At 41.5% G+C, this 17,746-nt stretch carries 15 protein-coding genes; 1 reads left to right on the top strand and 14 read right to left on the bottom strand.

The annotated features are described in order from the left end of the window. Positions 1 to 16 precede the first annotated feature (16 nt). The 9 genes from EXT43_RS06545 to rppH all read right to left on the bottom strand — a co-directional run bounded on the left by EXT43_RS06545 (position 17) and on the right by rppH (position 8,974). A complete protein-coding gene (locus EXT43_RS06545; RefSeq protein WP_062566765.1) occupies positions 17 to 616 on the bottom strand; it encodes a DUF4402 domain-containing protein in 600 nt (199 codons plus the stop codon). A 111-nt stretch (positions 617 to 727) separates the two neighbouring features. Next, a complete protein-coding gene (locus tag EXT43_RS06540; RefSeq protein WP_130166610.1) occupies positions 728 to 1,336 on the bottom strand; it encodes an SPOR domain-containing protein in 609 nt (202 codons plus the stop codon). Positions 1,337 to 1,409: 73 nt separating this feature from the next. Further along, positions 1,410 to 1,946, bottom strand: coding sequence for an SPOR domain-containing protein (locus EXT43_RS06535; RefSeq protein ID WP_062566763.1), 537 nt, complete (start codon positions 1,944 to 1,946; stop codon positions 1,410 to 1,412). A 460-nt stretch (positions 1,947 to 2,406) separates the two neighbouring features. Further along, on the bottom strand, positions 2,407 to 3,288 hold the full coding sequence (gene galU, locus EXT43_RS06530; RefSeq protein WP_054562235.1) for a UTP--glucose-1-phosphate uridylyltransferase GalU: 882 nt from the start codon (positions 3,286 to 3,288) through the stop codon (positions 2,407 to 2,409). Between the two features lie 26 nt (positions 3,289 to 3,314). Further along, positions 3,315 to 4,166 (bottom strand): thymidylate synthase, encoded by an 852-nt coding sequence (locus EXT43_RS06525; protein ID WP_054562236.1) that lies wholly within the window; start codon positions 4,164 to 4,166, stop codon positions 3,315 to 3,317. A gap of 13 nt (positions 4,167 to 4,179) precedes the next feature. After that, positions 4,180 to 4,983 (bottom strand): prolipoprotein diacylglyceryl transferase, encoded by an 804-nt coding sequence (lgt, locus tag EXT43_RS06520; protein WP_054562237.1) that lies wholly within the window; start codon positions 4,981 to 4,983, stop codon positions 4,180 to 4,182. Positions 4,984 to 4,997: 14 nt separating this feature from the next. After that, on the bottom strand, positions 4,998 to 5,807 hold the full coding sequence (locus EXT43_RS06515) for a sulfite exporter TauE/SafE family protein (protein ID WP_055020682.1): 810 nt from the start codon (positions 5,805 to 5,807) through the stop codon (positions 4,998 to 5,000). A gap of 338 nt (positions 5,808 to 6,145) precedes the next feature. Further along, on the bottom strand, positions 6,146 to 8,422 hold the full coding sequence (gene ptsP, locus EXT43_RS06510; RefSeq protein ID WP_062566761.1) for a phosphoenolpyruvate--protein phosphotransferase: 2,277 nt from the start codon (positions 8,420 to 8,422) through the stop codon (positions 6,146 to 6,148). A 33-nt stretch (positions 8,423 to 8,455) separates the two neighbouring features. After that, a complete protein-coding gene (gene rppH, locus EXT43_RS06505) occupies positions 8,456 to 8,974 on the bottom strand; it encodes an RNA pyrophosphohydrolase (protein ID WP_054562240.1) in 519 nt (172 codons plus the stop codon). A 540-nt stretch (positions 8,975 to 9,514) separates the two neighbouring features. On the opposite strand from rppH, the gene mutH reads away from it, so the two are divergent. Next, positions 9,515 to 10,186 carry a DNA mismatch repair endonuclease MutH gene (gene mutH, locus EXT43_RS06500; protein WP_054554349.1) on the top strand — a complete coding sequence of 224 codons (672 nt, stop codon included), beginning with the start codon at positions 9,515 to 9,517 and terminating at the stop codon, positions 10,184 to 10,186. 49 nt (positions 10,187 to 10,235) lie between these two features. On the opposite strand, the gene eno is transcribed toward mutH, so the two are convergent. The 5 genes from eno to rlmD all read right to left on the bottom strand — a co-directional run bounded on the left by eno (position 10,236) and on the right by rlmD (position 17,732). Beyond that, complete coding sequence (gene eno, locus EXT43_RS06495; RefSeq protein ID WP_062566760.1) at positions 10,236 to 11,534, bottom strand: phosphopyruvate hydratase; 1,299 nt, start codon at positions 11,532 to 11,534, stop codon at positions 10,236 to 10,238. A gap of 113 nt (positions 11,535 to 11,647) precedes the next feature. Beyond that, on the bottom strand, positions 11,648 to 13,282 hold the full coding sequence (locus EXT43_RS06490; RefSeq protein ID WP_054562242.1) for a CTP synthase: 1,635 nt from the start codon (positions 13,280 to 13,282) through the stop codon (positions 11,648 to 11,650). A gap of 157 nt (positions 13,283 to 13,439) precedes the next feature. Then, positions 13,440 to 14,240: a nucleoside triphosphate pyrophosphohydrolase gene (mazG, locus tag EXT43_RS06485; RefSeq protein ID WP_063529467.1), complete on the bottom strand. Its 801-nt coding sequence runs from the start codon at positions 14,238 to 14,240 to the stop codon at positions 13,440 to 13,442. Next, on the bottom strand, positions 14,240 to 16,399 hold the full coding sequence (relA, locus tag EXT43_RS06480; RefSeq protein ID WP_063529468.1) for a GTP diphosphokinase: 2,160 nt from the start codon (positions 16,397 to 16,399) through the stop codon (positions 14,240 to 14,242). Before relA ends, mazG begins: the two co-directional genes overlap by 1 nt. 7 nt (positions 16,400 to 16,406) lie before the next feature. Continuing rightward, a complete protein-coding gene (rlmD, locus tag EXT43_RS06475; RefSeq protein ID WP_063529469.1) occupies positions 16,407 to 17,732 on the bottom strand; it encodes a 23S rRNA (uracil(1939)-C(5))-methyltransferase RlmD in 1,326 nt (441 codons plus the stop codon). Positions 17,733 to 17,746 lie beyond the last annotated feature (14 nt).

The raw sequence follows: 17,746 nt of genomic DNA, 5'->3' as shown, positions 1-17,746 counted from the left end.
AAATTACCTAAAATAATTAATAAGCGACTTCGATTTGAAAAGTCCCCGCATAAACACCATCAGCATATGGCTTTGTGGTAGTACGATCTGATGTATCTAAGCTTGCGCCAATATTGAATGACACAGTACCGTCTTGCGCAACCTGTAAGTTAGGTGTACCAGAATTGTAGTTCGCATTTGCGTTTGGCCCGCTAGTAATAACGAATAACCAATTACCAATTTCAAAGTCAGGACGGTCAGTATCTTGTCCATCTTCAAATTCTAACTGAGTCTGAGTAGGCTCAGTAATCGATAAAATAGCATTTGGAACAGCTTCAGACACAGTAAACGCCGCAGGCTCGCCATCTTCAATGACAGCAAATAAAGCGTTTTCTGTATTATTGCTACTTACTGAAATTGGACTAGCATTTGGAGTCGCATTAACTGTAAGCCTTGCTCGATCGGTTCCAGATGGGTCTGCAACAGCACGAATAGTCCCAAAATTAAGGTCACTATCTTTGGTCAAAACAACAGTGTTTTGAACTGTAACTTCAGCACGAAAAGTTTCAGTAGCAGAAAAGGCAGTTGATGAGGCGAAAATAACACTAAGAGAAAGTAAAGAAAGAGGTAATTTCATATTAAGTCCTTATAATTAAATGGCTAAGCCATTTTTCTGTATCTTAAGCTTTATCGACCTCTAGAACAAATACTTTAAGATTAATTACCTAATTTTTAAGAGGAAAGATGCTTAAAGCATCTCTCCAATAAATGGTGCCGTCACACAGGTTTGCCCCATTCTTTTGGCTATCTCACAAAATGCAGTAGCCTGAGTATAATTTGCAAATGGACCGGCCCTTAACCCATACACGGTTACGCCTTTTTGCTCTCGTGTTTTAAAACGAAAATCAAGGCCATTTAAAACAGCAGGATAATCACGTTTGAGCTTTAAGACCTGATAACTAACTTTTTTCGGCGTTAAATATAAACCTAATTGCACACCCGCTTCAGCCGCTTTGTTTGCTGCAATAATCGCCTCAAGTGAGTCTGTGGATGATGTTTGCTGTACTTGCGTTTGTTCGCTTTGATGAATAATCACATCATTTTGTGGCTCAAATTGTGATGGTTGTGCGGTTAAATCGCTATTGGCTGAAAGCACTTCGATTAACAACGCAAGGTCTTTTTCCATCAACGCAAGACGTTCAATACTAGGTTGTTTATTTTGCCACTCGGCAGCAAATTGCTGTACTTGCTGCTCAGTGTAAGCTGGCTGGGCTTGCTCTTGGCTCATCATACATGCTGTTAGAGCAGTTAAGCTGATGGTTATCAGTAGATATTTAGAAAAAATAGAAAAATGCATGGTGACGTCAATTCTAAAAAACAGACTTAAATCTTAGCAATAAAAATGCCACCTTTAGAGTGAATATTTGACGCTAAAAATAAATTCGGTTGTCAGTGTAGTTACTTACCCAGCAATCAATGCCTTGTCGTTTAATCGCTTCACAATCAGCTTTCGCGTTTTTCAAATACTTATAGCCACCAAACTTAAGTCGATAGTAGGTATGCTCATTTACATCAGCGACTTCAACATTAAGTATCGGCTTTCCTTGAAAAATACTGGGTGCTCGTTTAGCCATTTTCTTTAATGTATAAGCAAGACCTTGTTCCGTATTAACAGACGCTAATTGCAAAGCAAATGCATAGTCAGGTTTAACAGAGTCTTTAGAGTCGCTTGATAGTGCTTGAGAAGTATCAGCCTGTTCTAGCACTGTACTGACAGGTTCACTTTGGGTTTGCGCCAACAAAAATGAGTTTTGCATTAGCGTTACATCACTAAGGTACTGAACAACATTGAAAACAGGAAGCTTGTTAAAAGAGATATCAGGAAATGCCTTATTACTGCAACCAGACACAGTCAATAACACCAACAGGTATATACTGTAACGCAAAGGTTTTGAGCAATATTTCATAAGTAGGATTCTTAAACGTACCATTAAAAATTTGCTTCTTTTTAAAGAAGTCTATCTGTTAGCACTTACCTATACAAAAACCATAAAAGTGATTTACGACATTGCATAAGAAAACTCTAACACATTATTTGTTATTATAATATTTTCAGTACAGTGCTTAACTAACTGCAATAAAAACTTAATGACACCCTAATACTTAAGTTTTCATATTAGACAACCTAAAGCAATAAAAATCCGTCTTTACATAGGTATTTTTATAAGTATAGCTGAGTTTAACTATCCTACAGGGGTAAATAAGCATCTCACTGATCTTTAATCTTAACAATGCGTTAAGACTTAGGTATATCAGAAAAATCCTTTATTGGGTAATAATCGACAATTGGGAGGAACATGTAAATAACAAAAAAGTGCCATATAGACACTTTTTTTACATAATTTTCAATTAGGTAATTTGAATTGCTTATTTAACCAGCGACTTTATGAAGTCTGTAAGCTCACCTTTGAATTCATCACGACGCAGTGCAAACTCAACTATGGCTTTTAAATAACCAATTTTGCTACCGCAATCATGGCTTTTCCCCTTCATTGAGTAAGCATCAACAATCTCTTTTTCCATGAGCATGGCAATGGCATCTGTTAATTGGATTTCATCGCCTGCACCGGCTGGGGTTTTTGCAAGTAATGGCCAAATATTTTTGCTCAATACATAGCGACCCACAACAGCAAGATTTGATGGAGCTTGATCAACTGGAGGCTTTTCAACCATATTTAAAATAGCTGCGCTTTCACCTTGATTGATTTTTACATCACCTAAGTCGACAACACCGAACTTGTCTACTTCGTTTTGCGGCACAGGCTCAACCATGATTTGGCTCTCACCGGTGGTTTCAAAGCGCTGGATCATTTCAGCTAAGTTATCTTTTTTAAGGTCGCTTGCTACATCATCGATGATCACATCCGGTAAGATAACAACAAACGGTTCATCACCTATGATAGGTGCAGCACAGTTAATCGCATGACCAAGACCTTTCGCTTCCCCCTGACGAACATGAATAATTGTTACATCTTTCGGGCAGATTGATTGTACTTCTGCAAGTAACTGACGTTTTACACGCTTTTCAAGCGTTGCTTCTAACTCAAAACTGGTATCAAAGTGGTTTTCAATTGAGTTTTTACTTGAATGCGTTACTAAAACAATTTCTTTAATTCCTGCTGAAATTGCTTCATTCACAACGTACTGAATCAACGGGCGGTCAACAATAGGAAGCATTTCTTTAGGGATTGCTTTTGTTGCAGGTAACATACGCGTGCCAAGACCAGCAACTGGGATCACTGCTTTCATTGATTTCTCCTTAAATTTTATTGTTCTTAAACTGAAAACGGATACTTAATTGCATCGTGACACTGATAACCTACTACTTCAAAATCATCTTTTGTAACCCAGGTTTCAATGTCTTCTAATGATTTAATATTTGGGTTTATTTTTAATTCTGGCGACGCGAATGGCTCACGCTTAAGCTGCACATCACGCATCAACTCAAGTTGGTTTTCATAAATATGCGCATTCGCTATTTTATGATACGCCTTACCCGGTTTATGGCCGGTGATTTGTGCAACTAAAGCAAGTAACACAAAACATTGAATTTGATTAAAGTTCAAACCCAGCGGCACATCGCAGCTACGTTGGTATGATGTTAAGTATAGAGTATCGCCCAACAAAGAAAAGGTGTGCGTGTGCATACAAGGGCGTAAACAGCCTAACTCAAACTCACCTGGGTTATAAAATGTGACGATTTCACCGCGATCATCAATCCCTTTTGATAAGTTATCGATAACTTTTTTAAGTTGATCAAGGTGGCTGCCATCCGGACGTTGCCAACTGCGGCCTTGCACACCATACACTCGACCCATATCATCTTCACCACGGCGATGTGGGTTTTCTAGCCAAGCTTTGTTTTCGTTTGCGTTAGCATTCCAAGTCATACAGCCGATATCACGAAACTGTGCAGCGCTGTCGTAACCACGTAAATAACCAAGTAACTCCGCTATCGCCGCTTTGTAAAAGCTCTTGCGCGTTGTTATTAGCGGAAACTTATTATTTGCCACATCATATTCAAGATCGGCATTAATAACGGTTAAACACTTGGTACCTGTGCGTTTGTTCTCAACCCAGACACCTTCGTCAACAATACGCTGACATAAATCTAAATACTGTTTCATTGATTTGCTCTTGTTATGCTTTGCTTGCCACGCTGTGTTGCGGCTTTTTATAGGCCCATATTAACAAACCAAGGCCACCAATTACCATCGGCAATGACAGTATTTGCCCCATCGAGATAAAGCCTGCGAATAAACCTAAATGAGCATCTGGTTCACGGAAATATTCAACAATAAATCTAAACACGCCATAGCCAAGTAAGAACACCCCAGCAACACTTCCCGCTGGGCGAGGCTTTTTGATAAACCATTGTAATATTAAGAACAGCACCAAACCTTCTAAAAAGGCTTCGTATAATTGTGATGGATGACGAGGCTCTGGGCCACCTGATGGGAAAATAAACGCCCAAGGTACATCAGTCACTCGGCCCCATAACTCGCCATTAATAAAGTTACCAATACGCCCTGCTAACAAACCGAGCGGCACCAGTGGCACCACAAAGTCACCTACCTCAAACAATGATTTTTTACGAGTCCAAGCAAAAATTGCAATGGCTGTAATGACACCCAGGGTGCCTCCATGGAACGACATACCACCTTGGTCAATTCTGAATAAGTACAGTGGGTTTTCAATAAAGTAGCTGAACTGATAAAACAATACATATCCAATACGGCCACCGAGTATTACCCCGAGCATGCCGTAAAATAATAAGTCACTGACTTGTTCTTTTGTCCAACCTGAGTTTGGTTTTTCTGCTTGACGATTAGCAAGCCACATCGCCAAAGCAAAACCAATTAAATACATTAAACCGTACCAACGTACGCTAAGCGGGCCTACCGAAAAAATAACCGGATCGATATCTGGAAATTGAAGAGCCATAAAAATAAAAACCTTTAACTAAACACCATTTTAAGCGCAATTATGACAAGTAATAGCGCGAATACTTTTTTTATTGTTGCCACAGGCAAGTAATGCGTGGCTTTGGCACCTATTGGCGCAATGAGCGACGAGGTAACCACAATCCCGACTAACGCAGGTAAATACACAAATCCGGCAAATCCATCACTGAAAGATGTTAATTGCCACCCGGCAGATACGTAACCCACCGAGCCGAACAGCGCAATGACAATACCACATGCAGCAGCACAACCAATGGCCTTTTTAATATCAACAGAAAAATAATGCAGTAGCGGCACAATAAGCGCCCCGCCACCAATACCAATTAGCCCTGACAGCGCCCCCATTATGGCACATAAAAAGCCAAGAATAGGTCCTGATGGAAGCGGCTTTTCACTGGCTGCTTTTTTTCGTGTCGATAACACCATTCTAAGTGCGATAAACACCACGCTACCGGCAAAAACAAAGCGCAGTAGCTGCTCTGGGATAAAGCTTGCAGCAAAGCCACTGATCAATGCGCCTAGGCCAACACCAGTCATAACCCATGGGGCAATTTCCCAAGGCACGTTAGCATTACGATGATGAGCAAGGGCTGAAGAAGTCGAGGTAAAAATAATGGATGCTAACGAGGTTGCTATCGCGATGACTAATACATGGCTTGGGTCGGCAACATTGAACGATACTAATAACGCACTAAGTACCGGCACGATAATCAAACCGCCACCAATGCCTAATAACCCAGCTAAAAATCCAACCACGCTGCCCAAAATTGCGCAGTACACCATTAAAAGTATTACGTCATGCATAGCACACTCATATATTCAATTTGTTATATACATATACTAAACTAATATATATACCCAAACCACCTCAAGATGCGAGTTTCAGTTGGAATTAAAAGCGATTTAGGCAAGGCATTGATTGCAAGTAATAGTGGTTCTATTGTTAAAATCAATAACGCAGTATAAATCGCTTTTAAACCAACCCTTTGGGCGTTTCACAGGCACTTACTCTCATCGTTGTTACTTCTTAAAAGGGATGGCCATTCTTGCAAAGTAACGCCTTGATATTAAGCACCTGTGAAACGCTGAATTCTACATCTTGAGGTGGCTTGGGTATAAGTGCTTCACAGCACAATTTTCCCTCATGATTGACCTTGGCTTGGGGTGTAAAAAAGCTCACCGAGTTGATGTTCGATCATAAAGTTACGCGTTAACCTAAGTACATGCTTTGCCGTTGGTTGTAATAAACACTCTGCAAGTAACTTTTCCATATCACTGACATTTAATCGCCTAAGCACGAACTTAATTTTACTAATCGAAGCGTAGTTCATGCTCAAGCTTCGATACCCCATCGCAATAAGCAGTAACGCTCCTTCGGGGTCGCCCCCTAACTCACCACACAAGCTAAATGGCAACTCATGTTGCTGACACTCTTGTGCTATTTTTAACAGCACTCTAAGTACACTTGGGTGATAAGGGTTAAATAGCTCAGCAACGCGGGCATTAGAGCGATCAACTGCCAGCATATACTGGGTTAAATCGTTGCTACCTACAGAGCAAAAATCGACTTTTTGCGACCACTCTTCAAGCATAAATACACTTGAAGGTACTTCTAACATCACACCAATTTCAGGGCGCTCAATGGCTTGTTCAGGATATTGTTCACTTAACTCAAAGTAGGCTTGTTCGAGCAATTTTAACGATTCATCGACTTCTTCTGAGCCGCTGATCATCGGCAGCATGATTTTTAAATTACCCAAACCAATATTGGCTTTTAACATTGCCTTGAGCTGATCTAAAAATAACTCTGGGTGATCTAAGGTCACGCGAATACCACGCCAACCTAAAAATGGATTTTCTTCTGTTATATTGAAGTAATCTAAAACTTTATCGCCACCAATATCGAGTGTACGCATCACCACAGGATTAGGATGGTAACTAGTAAGCACTTCGCGATACCAGCTTTCTTGTTCTGACTGTGAAGGAAATTGGCCTTTTTGCATAAACCAGGCTTCGGTGCGATAAAGACCTACCCCATCGCAAAATGGCTTATTGTCATGCTCGGTATTTAATTCAAGACCCGCGTTAAGTAATAAGCTAATGTGTTCGCCATCTTTAGTGATGGCATCTAGGTTTTGCTCTGCAACAAAACGGTCGTTCAATAAGGCTTCTTGATATTTGAGCTGACTGTATTCCTCTTGCAGCATTTGTGAAGGAGAAATATATAAACGCCCTGCATAGGCATCTAAAATCATTTGCTTGCCTTCAAACTGCAATAACGGCACATCTTCAATGCCCCAAATAGCAGGGATCCCCATAGCACGAGTTAATATAGAAGCATGACTATTTGCCGCACCATTAACACTCACAACCCCAGCGAGGTGCCCTTTAGGTACTTCAGCAAGCATTGCGGGGGTTAATGTACCGGCAATTAAAATAGTGTCTTTAGGGTAAGGTTTTGCCGCATGCTCAGTATTAACTAAGTGATGTAAAACCCGTAAACCAATATCTTTAACATCAACAGCACGCTCTTTAATGTAAGGATCTTGCATGGCATTGAATTGAGTCACCAATTTCTCAATTACAATTTTCAGGGCGCTTTTAGCATTCCAGCCTTGTTGTAATTGCGCTTCAACATTTTGACCAAGACTTTTGGCATCAAGTAACTGCTGATAAACATCAAATACCGCCAGTGCCTCTTGCGGAATAGAGTCGCTCAGAGTCATAGATAAGGTATTAAACTCGTTACGCGTCGCAGCCACAGCTTGGGTAAATAGCTTACGCTGGGTGCTCACATCGTCGTCTTTTTGCAGTTCAATGGAGCTGAAGTCGAGCTTAGGGATCACCACAAAGGCTTCACCTATGGCAATACCTGGTGCACTTGATACCCCTTTTAGTACTGAGGTTTGGTGTGAAAACTCATCGACACGTAATATTTCTTTTATTTCTGCATGAGCTAACTGAGAAGCTAGCTGGGCCGAGAGCGTAATTAAGAATGACTCTTCGTCAGGGCTAAAAACACGGGCTAGTTTTTGTTGAACAACAATAACGCCTAAAACCTTTTTCTGGTGCACGACTGGCACTGACAAAAATGCGTTATAGCCTTCTTCATTAACTTCAGGTGAGAGTTTAAAACGAGGGTGAGACTTAGCAAAAGCAATATTGATAGGCTCTTCACGCTGAGCAACAAGACCAACGAGACCTTCGGTAAAACCTATACGAAACTTACCCACTGCATCTGGGTTGAGGCCTTGGGTGGCCATCAATACAAAGTTATCTTGGCTATAATCTGCAAAATAAATCGAGCAGCACTGTGTTTGCATGGCATCTTTTACCATTTGCACAAAACACCCCAGCGCACTATTTAAGTCCGCCTGTTGCGACACAGCCTCAGCAATTGATCTGAGCGTGGCTAACATGATGCTGCTCCTTTGATTTAAATAAGGTTGCCCTTATCGTTTATGTCGCCAATGATCTTTGTGTTGCTCTCGTTTATTAAACGGCATTGCAAACGGAGCAAACTCTTTCATTACTCGACGATATACATCGCGCTTAAACGAAACAACTTGCCTAACCGGATACCAATAACTCACCCATCGCCAATCATCAAACTCGGGGTGATGAGTTTTAAGTAAATCTACATCTTCATCTTTACAACGAAGTTTCAGTAAAAACCATTTTTGTTTTTGCCCAATACACACAGGACTTGAGTCTCTGCGAATTAAACGCTTGGGTAATTTATAGCGTAACCAATGTTTAGAACTTGCGACGATCTCAACGTCTTCAGGAAGCAAGCCCACTTCTTCGTGTAATTCTCTGTACATGGTTTGCTCTGCTGTTTCGCCGTCATCAACACCACCTTGGGGAAATTGCCAAGAGTGCTGACCATAGCGACGAGCCCAAAATACTTGTCCCTGATTATTGCAAATTACAATTCCGACATTGGCACGAAAACCTTCGGCATCAATCACCTTAGTGCCTCATTTGTAAGTCGATTTTTATTGATTGTTCCACATAACCTGCGATACAGCAAACACTTTACACCTAAGCCTAAATTAGATTGAAAAATTATTTTTTAACAAACATGTTTAATCAAGGTGTTACGAAGTAATTATTATAAAAATGTGCTGTTTGATTAAAATAACTATTTACAACCGTATTTTTATCACCTTACCCACAGCTTGTGCATAACTTTTATAAATCATGCCTAAATTGCAAACAAATCCACAAACCACAGTTTAAATATCCACTTTCTCCACAGAAACTGTGGATAAACATGTTTATATATCTGTATTTATACAAACAACTGTTTAATTAATGAAATAGAAACAACATAAATAAACAGTAAAACAATTAAATATCAGTTAGTTAGACTAAAGCATCGAAAAGTAAAACTGATTATTTTTAGCCCACACTTAACGTGCGCAAAAAACACCCAAACACAAAGATATCCACTAAGGCGTGCATTTGCTATCATGAACCGGATAAATAGACAATCAAATAAACGCCTTATGCGACCAATAAAACCCGCTTCTATAAACGAATTAATGCAACGTGTTGATGCTATTGCTGGCCTCACCCTAGGGCAGCTAGCCGAGCAATATCAGTTCAAAACCCCTGACGATTTACTTCGTGAAAAAGGCTGGACCGGGCAACTTATCGAATATGTGCTTGGCGCAACAGCGGGTTCAAAACCAACACCTGATTTTGAAGAGTTAGGCATTGAGCTAAAAACCTTGCCGATTTCATTTAAAGGGAAACCTCTCGAAACAACCTTTGTTTCGGTAACACCGTTATTAAATGTAACCGGAATGACTTGGCAGCAAAGCACGGTTCGTAAAAAGTTGAATCATGTTTTATGGCTACCGATTTTAGGCGAACGTGAGATACTGCCTTTTCACCGTACCATAGGCAGTGGCTTTTTATGGCAGCCAAGTGCAGAGCAAGATGCCCTTTTACAGCGTGATTGGGAAGAACAAATGGAGCTAATTGCCCTTGGTCGCGTAGATGAAATTTCGGGTCATTTAGGTGATGTAATGCAAATAAGGCCAAAAGCTGCCAATAGCAAAGCGCTGACTGATGCAATTGGCCCGAATGGCCAGATAGTACAAACTTTACCTCGCGGCTTTTATCTAAAAACCAGCTTCACTGGCGAAATCCTAAAACAGCAATTTCAGCTATAAAAAAACCTCCCGAAGGAGGTTTTTTAAAGTCTTGATGAGCTAAGCCAGATTACTGACCTTTAACCTCTTTAAGACCGTTGTAAGGTGCTTTCTCACCTAATACTTCTTCAATGCGAAGTAATTGGTTGTACTTAGCAATACGGTCAGAACGGCTTAATGAACCCGTTTTGATTTGACCAGCTGCAGTACCTACTGCTAAATCAGCAATTGTCGCATCTTCAGTTTCACCTGAACGGTGTGAGATAACAGCAGTGAAGCCAGCGTCTTTAGCCATTTTGATAGCAGCAAGCGTTTCAGTTAATGAACCGATTTGGTTGAACTTGATTAGGATTGAGTTAGCAATACCGTTATCAATACCACGCTTTAAGATCTTCGTGTTAGTTACGAAAAGGTCATCACCTACTAATTGTACTTTGTCGCCAATTAGTTGTGTTTGGTGTGCGAAACCATCCCAATCCGACTCATCTAAGCCGTCTTCAATTGAAACAATTGGGTATTGCTCAGTAAGACCTTTTAAGAAGTGGTTGAATTCTTCAGAAGTGAATTTTTTACCTTCGCCTTTAAGATCGTAGATATTCGCTTCTTTGTCGTAGAACTCAGATGCCGCACAGTCTAGAGCTAGAGTGATATCTTTACCAAGCTCATAACCTGCATTTGCAACAGCTACCTTGATTGCAGCAAGTGCCGCTTCGTTAGATTCAAGGTTAGGAGCAAAACCACCTTCATCACCTACTGATGTAGAGTGGCCTTCAGCTTTAAGTACTTTTGCTAAGCTGTGGAAAACTTCAGCGCCCATACGTAATGCTTCACGGAAGTTTGTAGCACCAACTGGCTGGATCATGAACTCTTGAATATCAACAGAGTTATCAGCGTGCTCACCACCATTGATGATGTTCATCATAGGTAATGGCATTGAGTAAACACCTGGTGTGCCGTTTAGGTCTGCAATGTGCTCATAAAGCTCAACGCCTTTAGAGTTAGCAGCCGCTTTAGCTGTTGCTAAAGACACAGCTAAGATAGCGTTAGCACCTAGTTTTTCTTTGTTTTCAGTACCATCTAAGTCAAGCATTACTTGGTCAACCGCTTTTTGGTCAACTGCGTTTTGGCCTTTAAGCGCTTCAGCGATTTCGTTATTGATATAGCCTACTGCTTTTAAAACACCTTTACCTAGGTAACGTGCTTTATCACCATCACGTAATTCAAGCGCTTCGCGAGTACCTGTTGATGCACCAGATGGTGCTGCAGCACGGCCCCATGAACCATCAGCTAAATGTACATCAGCTTCAACAGTTGGGTTACCACGCGAGTCCATGATTTCGCGACCAATCACTTTTACGATTTCTGACATCTTGATTCCTCTTTTCCCGAAAATGGTGAGTTAGTGCCAATTTTATTAATTATCCTTAATGCCATTGGCTTATTAAAACAAATAAGCCGTGCATAAAGCACGGCCTATTTAAATTACGATGACGCTTTTTGGTGAGTATGTGCAGCTGCAACAAACCCTTCAAATAGCGGGTGACCATCACGTGGTGTTGACGTGAATTCCGGGTGGAATTGCGCGGCAATAAACCAAGGGTGATCTTTATTCTCGATAATTTCGACTAGTTTCTTATCTTCAGATAAACCAGTGAAACTTAAGCCTGCTTTTTCAAGCTGCTCTACAAAGTGGTTATTCACTTCGTAACGGTGACGGTGACGTTCAACAATTTCGTCACTACCGTACACTTCGCTTACTTTAGAACCCGGTGTTAAGTGACACTTCTGTGCACCTAAACGCATAGTACCACCTAGGTCAGATTGCTCATCACGGATTTCAACGTTACCGTCAGCATCTTGCCATTCAGTGATTAAACCAACAACTGGGTGTGCTGATTTAGCATTAAACTCTGTTGAGTTTGCATCTTCAAGGCCTGCAACATTACGCGCATATTCAATAAGCGCTACTTGCATACCTAAACAAATGCCTAAGTAAGGAACTTTATTTTCACGTGCATATTTAGCCGCTAAGATCTTACCTTCAACACCACGGCCGCCGAAGCCACCTGGAACTAAGATAGCATCAAGATGAGAGAGTAACTCAGTACCTTTGCTTTCTAAGTCTTGTGAATCAACGTATTCGATGTTCACAGTTAAACGGTTTTTCAAACCTGCATGCTTTAATGCTTCGTTTACTGATTTATATGCATCTGGTAGTTCGATGTACTTACCAACCATACCAATTGTCACTTCACCTGTTGGGTTAGACTCTTGGTATAACACTTGTTCCCACTCAGATAAATCTGCTTCTGGGCACTCAAGATAGAAACGACGACAGACGAAGTTATCTAATTCTTGTGACTTAAGTAACGCAGGGATCTTATAGATGCTTTCTACGTCTGGTAATGAAATAACAGCTTTCTCTTCAACGTTAGTGAAAAGTGCGATCTTCGCGCGCTCGTTATTTGGTAATTTACGATCAGAACGACAGATCAAGATATCTGGTTGGATACCAATCGAACGTAATTCTTTTACAGAATGTTGTGTTGGCTTAGTTTTAACTTCACCTGCAGGGCCTAAGAATGGCACTAGCGTTAGGTGGATAAACAATGCGCGCTCACGGCCAATTTCAGTGCCAAGCTGACGAATTGCTTCTAAGAAAGGTTGTGACTCGATGTCACCAACTGTACCGCCAATTTCAACGATTGCTACATCGCGACCTTCAGCACCGTCGTATACACGTTGCTTAATGTCGTTTGTGATGTGTGGAATAACCTGAATTGTTGCACCAAGGTACTCACCACGACGCTCACGTCGTAATACATCTTCATAAACACGACCTTGTGTGAAGTTGTTGCGGCTAGTCATCTTGGTACGGATGAAACGCTCATAGTGACCTAAGTCAAGGTCAGTCTCTGCACCGTCTTCAGTTACAAATACTTCACCGTGCTGAATTGGGCTCATAGTGCCTGGGTCAACGTTAATGTAAGGATCCAGCTTTAAAATAGTCACGTTAAGACCACGTGCTTCTAAAATAGCGGCTAATGACGCTGCTGCAATACCCTTACCCAACGAAGAAACAACCCCGCCAGTTACGAAGATAAATTTTGTACTCATGCGAACCCTAGAATATCAGGAATTAAAAGGAATAATATAGAATCAAGACGGGGCGATATTATAGCAAAGGGGCTGCTATCAATCCAGATAAAATTAGCAAATAAGTGCACAAAAAACGAGCTTGGTTACACTGTACCCAAGCTGTATCATAACTTACTTAGTTTGACTGTTTTTTAATGGCTTCCCATGCGCTATCCATTTCTTCAAGGCTAGCCGTTTCTAAACTTTGGCCACGTTCATCTAAGTAAGCAGCCACTTTTTCAAAGCGTGACGCGAACTTAGCATTGGCACTTCGTAATAATTGCTCAGGATCGCGCTTAATATGACGGGCAACATTCACTGTTGCAAACAGTAAATCACCAAGCTCTTCTGCACTGTGCTCTGAATACGGGTCGTGAGCCAGCGCTTCTTTTACTTCGTCTACTTCTTCAGCAACTTTATCGAGCGCACCATGATAACTTGGCCAATCAAACCCTAAGCTTGCTACACGCTGTTGAATCTTCTTCGCTTTTGATAACCCCGGCATAGCATCAGGAATGTCTTGCCACAGGCTCATTTGTGGTGAAGCTGCTTTTTCTGCTCGCTCTTGTGCTTTAATAGCCTGCCACTGCGCCGAAAGCTCAGCGTCAGTCAGCTCACTTTGTTCTGCAAAGACATGGGGATGACGACGCACTAACTTATCATTAAGCGTATTAGCCACATCGGTAAAATCAAATAATCCTTGCTCTTTGGCAAGTTGAGCATAAAAGATGACTTGAAACAGTAAATCGCCAAGCTCACTTTTAAGCTCAGTAAGCTCACCTTTTTCAATGCAGTCTGCTACTTCGTAAGCTTCTTCAAGGGTATGCGGCACTATTGATTTAAAGTCTTGTTTTAAATCCCACGGGCACCCAGATTCTGGGTCCCGTAGTTTAGCCATAATTGCAAGCGACTGCTCAATTGCCTGTTTATCATCCATTACGAGTGACCACGCTTTGCATCATGTACACCTTCGATTTGGTGTAACTTAGACAATAAGCGGTTGGTGCTTGATAAGTCATGTACTTCAACCTGCATTGAAAACAGCGCAAGCTGCTTATCTTCTACCGTGTTGACGTTCATGTTCAGCACATTCACCTTTTCGTTTGCAAGCACTGAGCTGATATCTCGAATAAGGCCTGAGCGATCGGTCGCTTCAACTTTAATAGTTAATGAGTAAGAGCCATTGACATCGTCTGACCAACTTACTGATATAACCCGCTCAGGATGCTTTTCACGAAGTTTCTCAAACGAATCGCAATCTTCACGGTGAACTGCAATCCCTCGGCCTTGCGTAATGTAGCCGATGATTTCATCGCCCGGCACAGGTCGGCAGCATTTAGCTACATGGCTCATTAAGCTACCTACCCCATCAACAACAATACCGTTCTTATCGCCAGTGACACTTTTTGGTTTTTTAAACTTAATTTGTGGTTCGTCATGCTCACGGTCACTGATAAAGTTTAATAACTGGTTTAAACGAACATCTCCAGCACCTACCGCAACCATAAGGTCGTCAAGGCCTTTAAGGTTAAAGCGCTCGATTGCTGGCGCTAGATCTTTGGTTGTTAAATCTAGTTTTTGCAGCTCAGTTTCGAGTATTTCTTTACCGGCACTTAAGTTTTTATCGCGATCAAGCTGCTTAAACCAATGATGGATTTTAGAGCGTGCTCGCGATGACTTAATATAACCTAGCGATGGGTTTAACCAATCACGGCTTGGGTTAGGTTGCTTTTGAGTTAAAATTTCAACCTGATCGCCGGTGCTTAATTGATGAGTAAAAGGCACAATTTTGCCAAACACTTTTGCACCAATGCAGCGATGTCCTACATTTGAGTGAATGTAATAAGCAAAATCAAGTGGAGTTGCACCCAGCGGTAAATCGAAAATATCCCCTTTAGGCGTAAACACATAAACACGGTCTTCTACTACTTGGTTTTTAAGCTCTTCCGCTAGGTCACTGCCATCAACAACTTCTTCTTGCCATTGCAGTAACTTACGTAACCAGCTAATTTTTTGCTCGTAGCCTGAACCACGCCCAGGCAATGCACCTTCTTTGTACATCCAATGCGCAGCAACACCTAGCTCAGCATCTTGGTGCATTTCGCTCGTACGAATTTGAATTTCAACGGTTTTACCTTCTGGGCCAAATACCACGGTATGAATTGACTGATAACCGTTTTGCTTAGGTGTTGCGATGTAATCATCAAACTCTTTATTTAAATGGCGCCAGTTAGTATGCACGATACCTAATGCCGCGTAACAATCTTGCAGACGCTCTACCACAATGCGCATAGCGCGAATATCAAAAAGCTGGTCGAACTCGTAGTTCTTCTGTGCCATTTTTTTGTAGATGCTGTAGATATGCTTAGGGCGGCCATACACCTCACCTTCAATACCTGCTTCAGCCAAGCGTGTTTTGACTAAAGCAACCATGTTCTCCATATAAGCTTCTCGGGCAAGGCGCTTATCATCCAGCTGTTTGGCGATATTTTTATAGGTATCTGGGTGCAAATAACGGAACGAAAGATCTTCAAGTTCCCATTTAAGCTGACCAATCCCTAAACGATTCGCAAGGGGCGCAAAAATGTCGCGTGTTTCTTTAGCGGCGATAACGCGCTCTTCTTCACTGGCATCTTTAACATCACGCAGGTGGCACACTTGCTCTGCAAGTTTAATCACTACAGCGCGCACATCTTCAACCATAGCTAGTAACATGCGGCGGATATTATCAATTTGTACAGTGCCTTTACCTTGGTGGGCTAAGGTACTGATGGTAGCCATTTGGCTTACGCCTGTTAGTAATAACGCAACGTGATTACCTAGCTTTTCGGTGACTGTCTCAATTGAGATTTTTTCGGCTAAAAAATAAGGCGTTAAAAAAGCAGTGGTAAGAGAGTCTGCATCTAAATTTAGCTCAGCTAAAATCTCCACCATTTCAATGGCTGTGTTTTCACGTTTTGCATCATCGCAATGCAGGCACAGTTGGTGGGCCTGCTCTAATAAGGTATGTTTGTCTTCTGTTAGCGCTAACAGCTCGATACGGCTGGCAAAATCACTCGGCTTAGTTAGCTGATGTGACTGTCTAGTGGCTACCATGTGCGCTTTACCTCCTGTGAAATAACGCCATCGTTTCAATATGCCCGGTATGCGGGAACATATTCATAAGCCCAATTTTTTCAATGCTAAAGCCTGCTTGTAAAATAATTGCACTGTCACGGGCTAAAGTAACAGGATCACAAGAGACGTATAAAATCGTTTTAAACTGAGTAAGTGGTAACTGCTCTAAAATAGCCATTGCGCCAGTACGTGATGGATCAAGAACTAACACGTCAAGTTCAGCACTAAACCAAGCAGCTGATTGCATTGATTTTGTTAAATCAAAACAATAAAAATCGGTATTCGACAATGAGTTAGTTTGCGCATTTTGTTTTGCTAATGCAACCGCAGAATCGACCCCTTCAACACCAATAACATATTTAGCATACTTTGCAATCAATAATGAAAAGTTACCAATACCACAAAACAAATCCAATACCTGCTCATGACCTTGTAAATCAAGCCACTGTTTTGCTTGATGCAGCATAGCTTGGTTCACTTGCGGGTTAACTTGAATAAAGTTCTCAAGGCCAAACTCAAAACGCAAATCATAAGCTGGTATCTGGTAGTACGGCATTGGATGGTCACTGTGATCAATTTCACCACTTTGTGATTGCCACACAACACGCCAACTATATTCATCACACGCCGCTACAACAATGGCTTTTAACTCTGCATTAATAGCTTTGGTATGCCTAATAACTACAAAGGCCGCGTTATCAGCTTCACATAATTGTAAGTGACTAATACTACTAAGACCTGAATGGCTGTTGATAAGAACATCAAAAACTGAAAAAACGTCTTTAAAAGTGCTGCTCAGCACATCACAGCTTTCAATACTCACCAATTGCTTAGACCCCTGAGCTCGATACCCTACACGCATTTTCTTTGCAGCTTTGTCATGCATTACAGCAATACGAGCAGAGCGACGGTAATGGTGCTCTTCACTAAGCAGAGGTGCTTGCCAATTTAAGTCATCAGCTTTAGCAAACTTGCTAAACAGCTGGCTAACCGCAGCTTGCTTCTCAACCAATTGTTGCTCTGCATTAAGGTGCTGTAGCTGACAACCACCACAAACCTGATAATGCTGACAAAAAGGAGTAACCCTATGCGCTGAGGCTGATAGTACTTTTTTACAATCAGCACTGGCAAAACGTGCCTTATCTTCAATCAATAACGCTTTTACTTCTTCACCCGGCAAAGCACCATTAACAAAACAGACTTTATTTCCCTGCTTAGCAACGCCCCGCCCTTGGTGATCCATAGCAGTGACATTGAGGGTTAGCATTTTTTGCGAAACGGATTTCTTTTTGGCTTTGAAAATCTGTGCCATCGGGCAACACCTTA

Origin of the sequence: Pseudoalteromonas sp. CO109Y (assembly GCF_004208935.1) — a bacterium.
Taxonomy (GTDB): domain Bacteria; phylum Pseudomonadota; class Gammaproteobacteria; order Enterobacterales; family Alteromonadaceae; genus Pseudoalteromonas; species Pseudoalteromonas shioyasakiensis.
The sequence above is the reverse complement of the archived record's forward strand: the minus strand, read 5'-3'. Positions and strand labels throughout refer to the sequence as shown.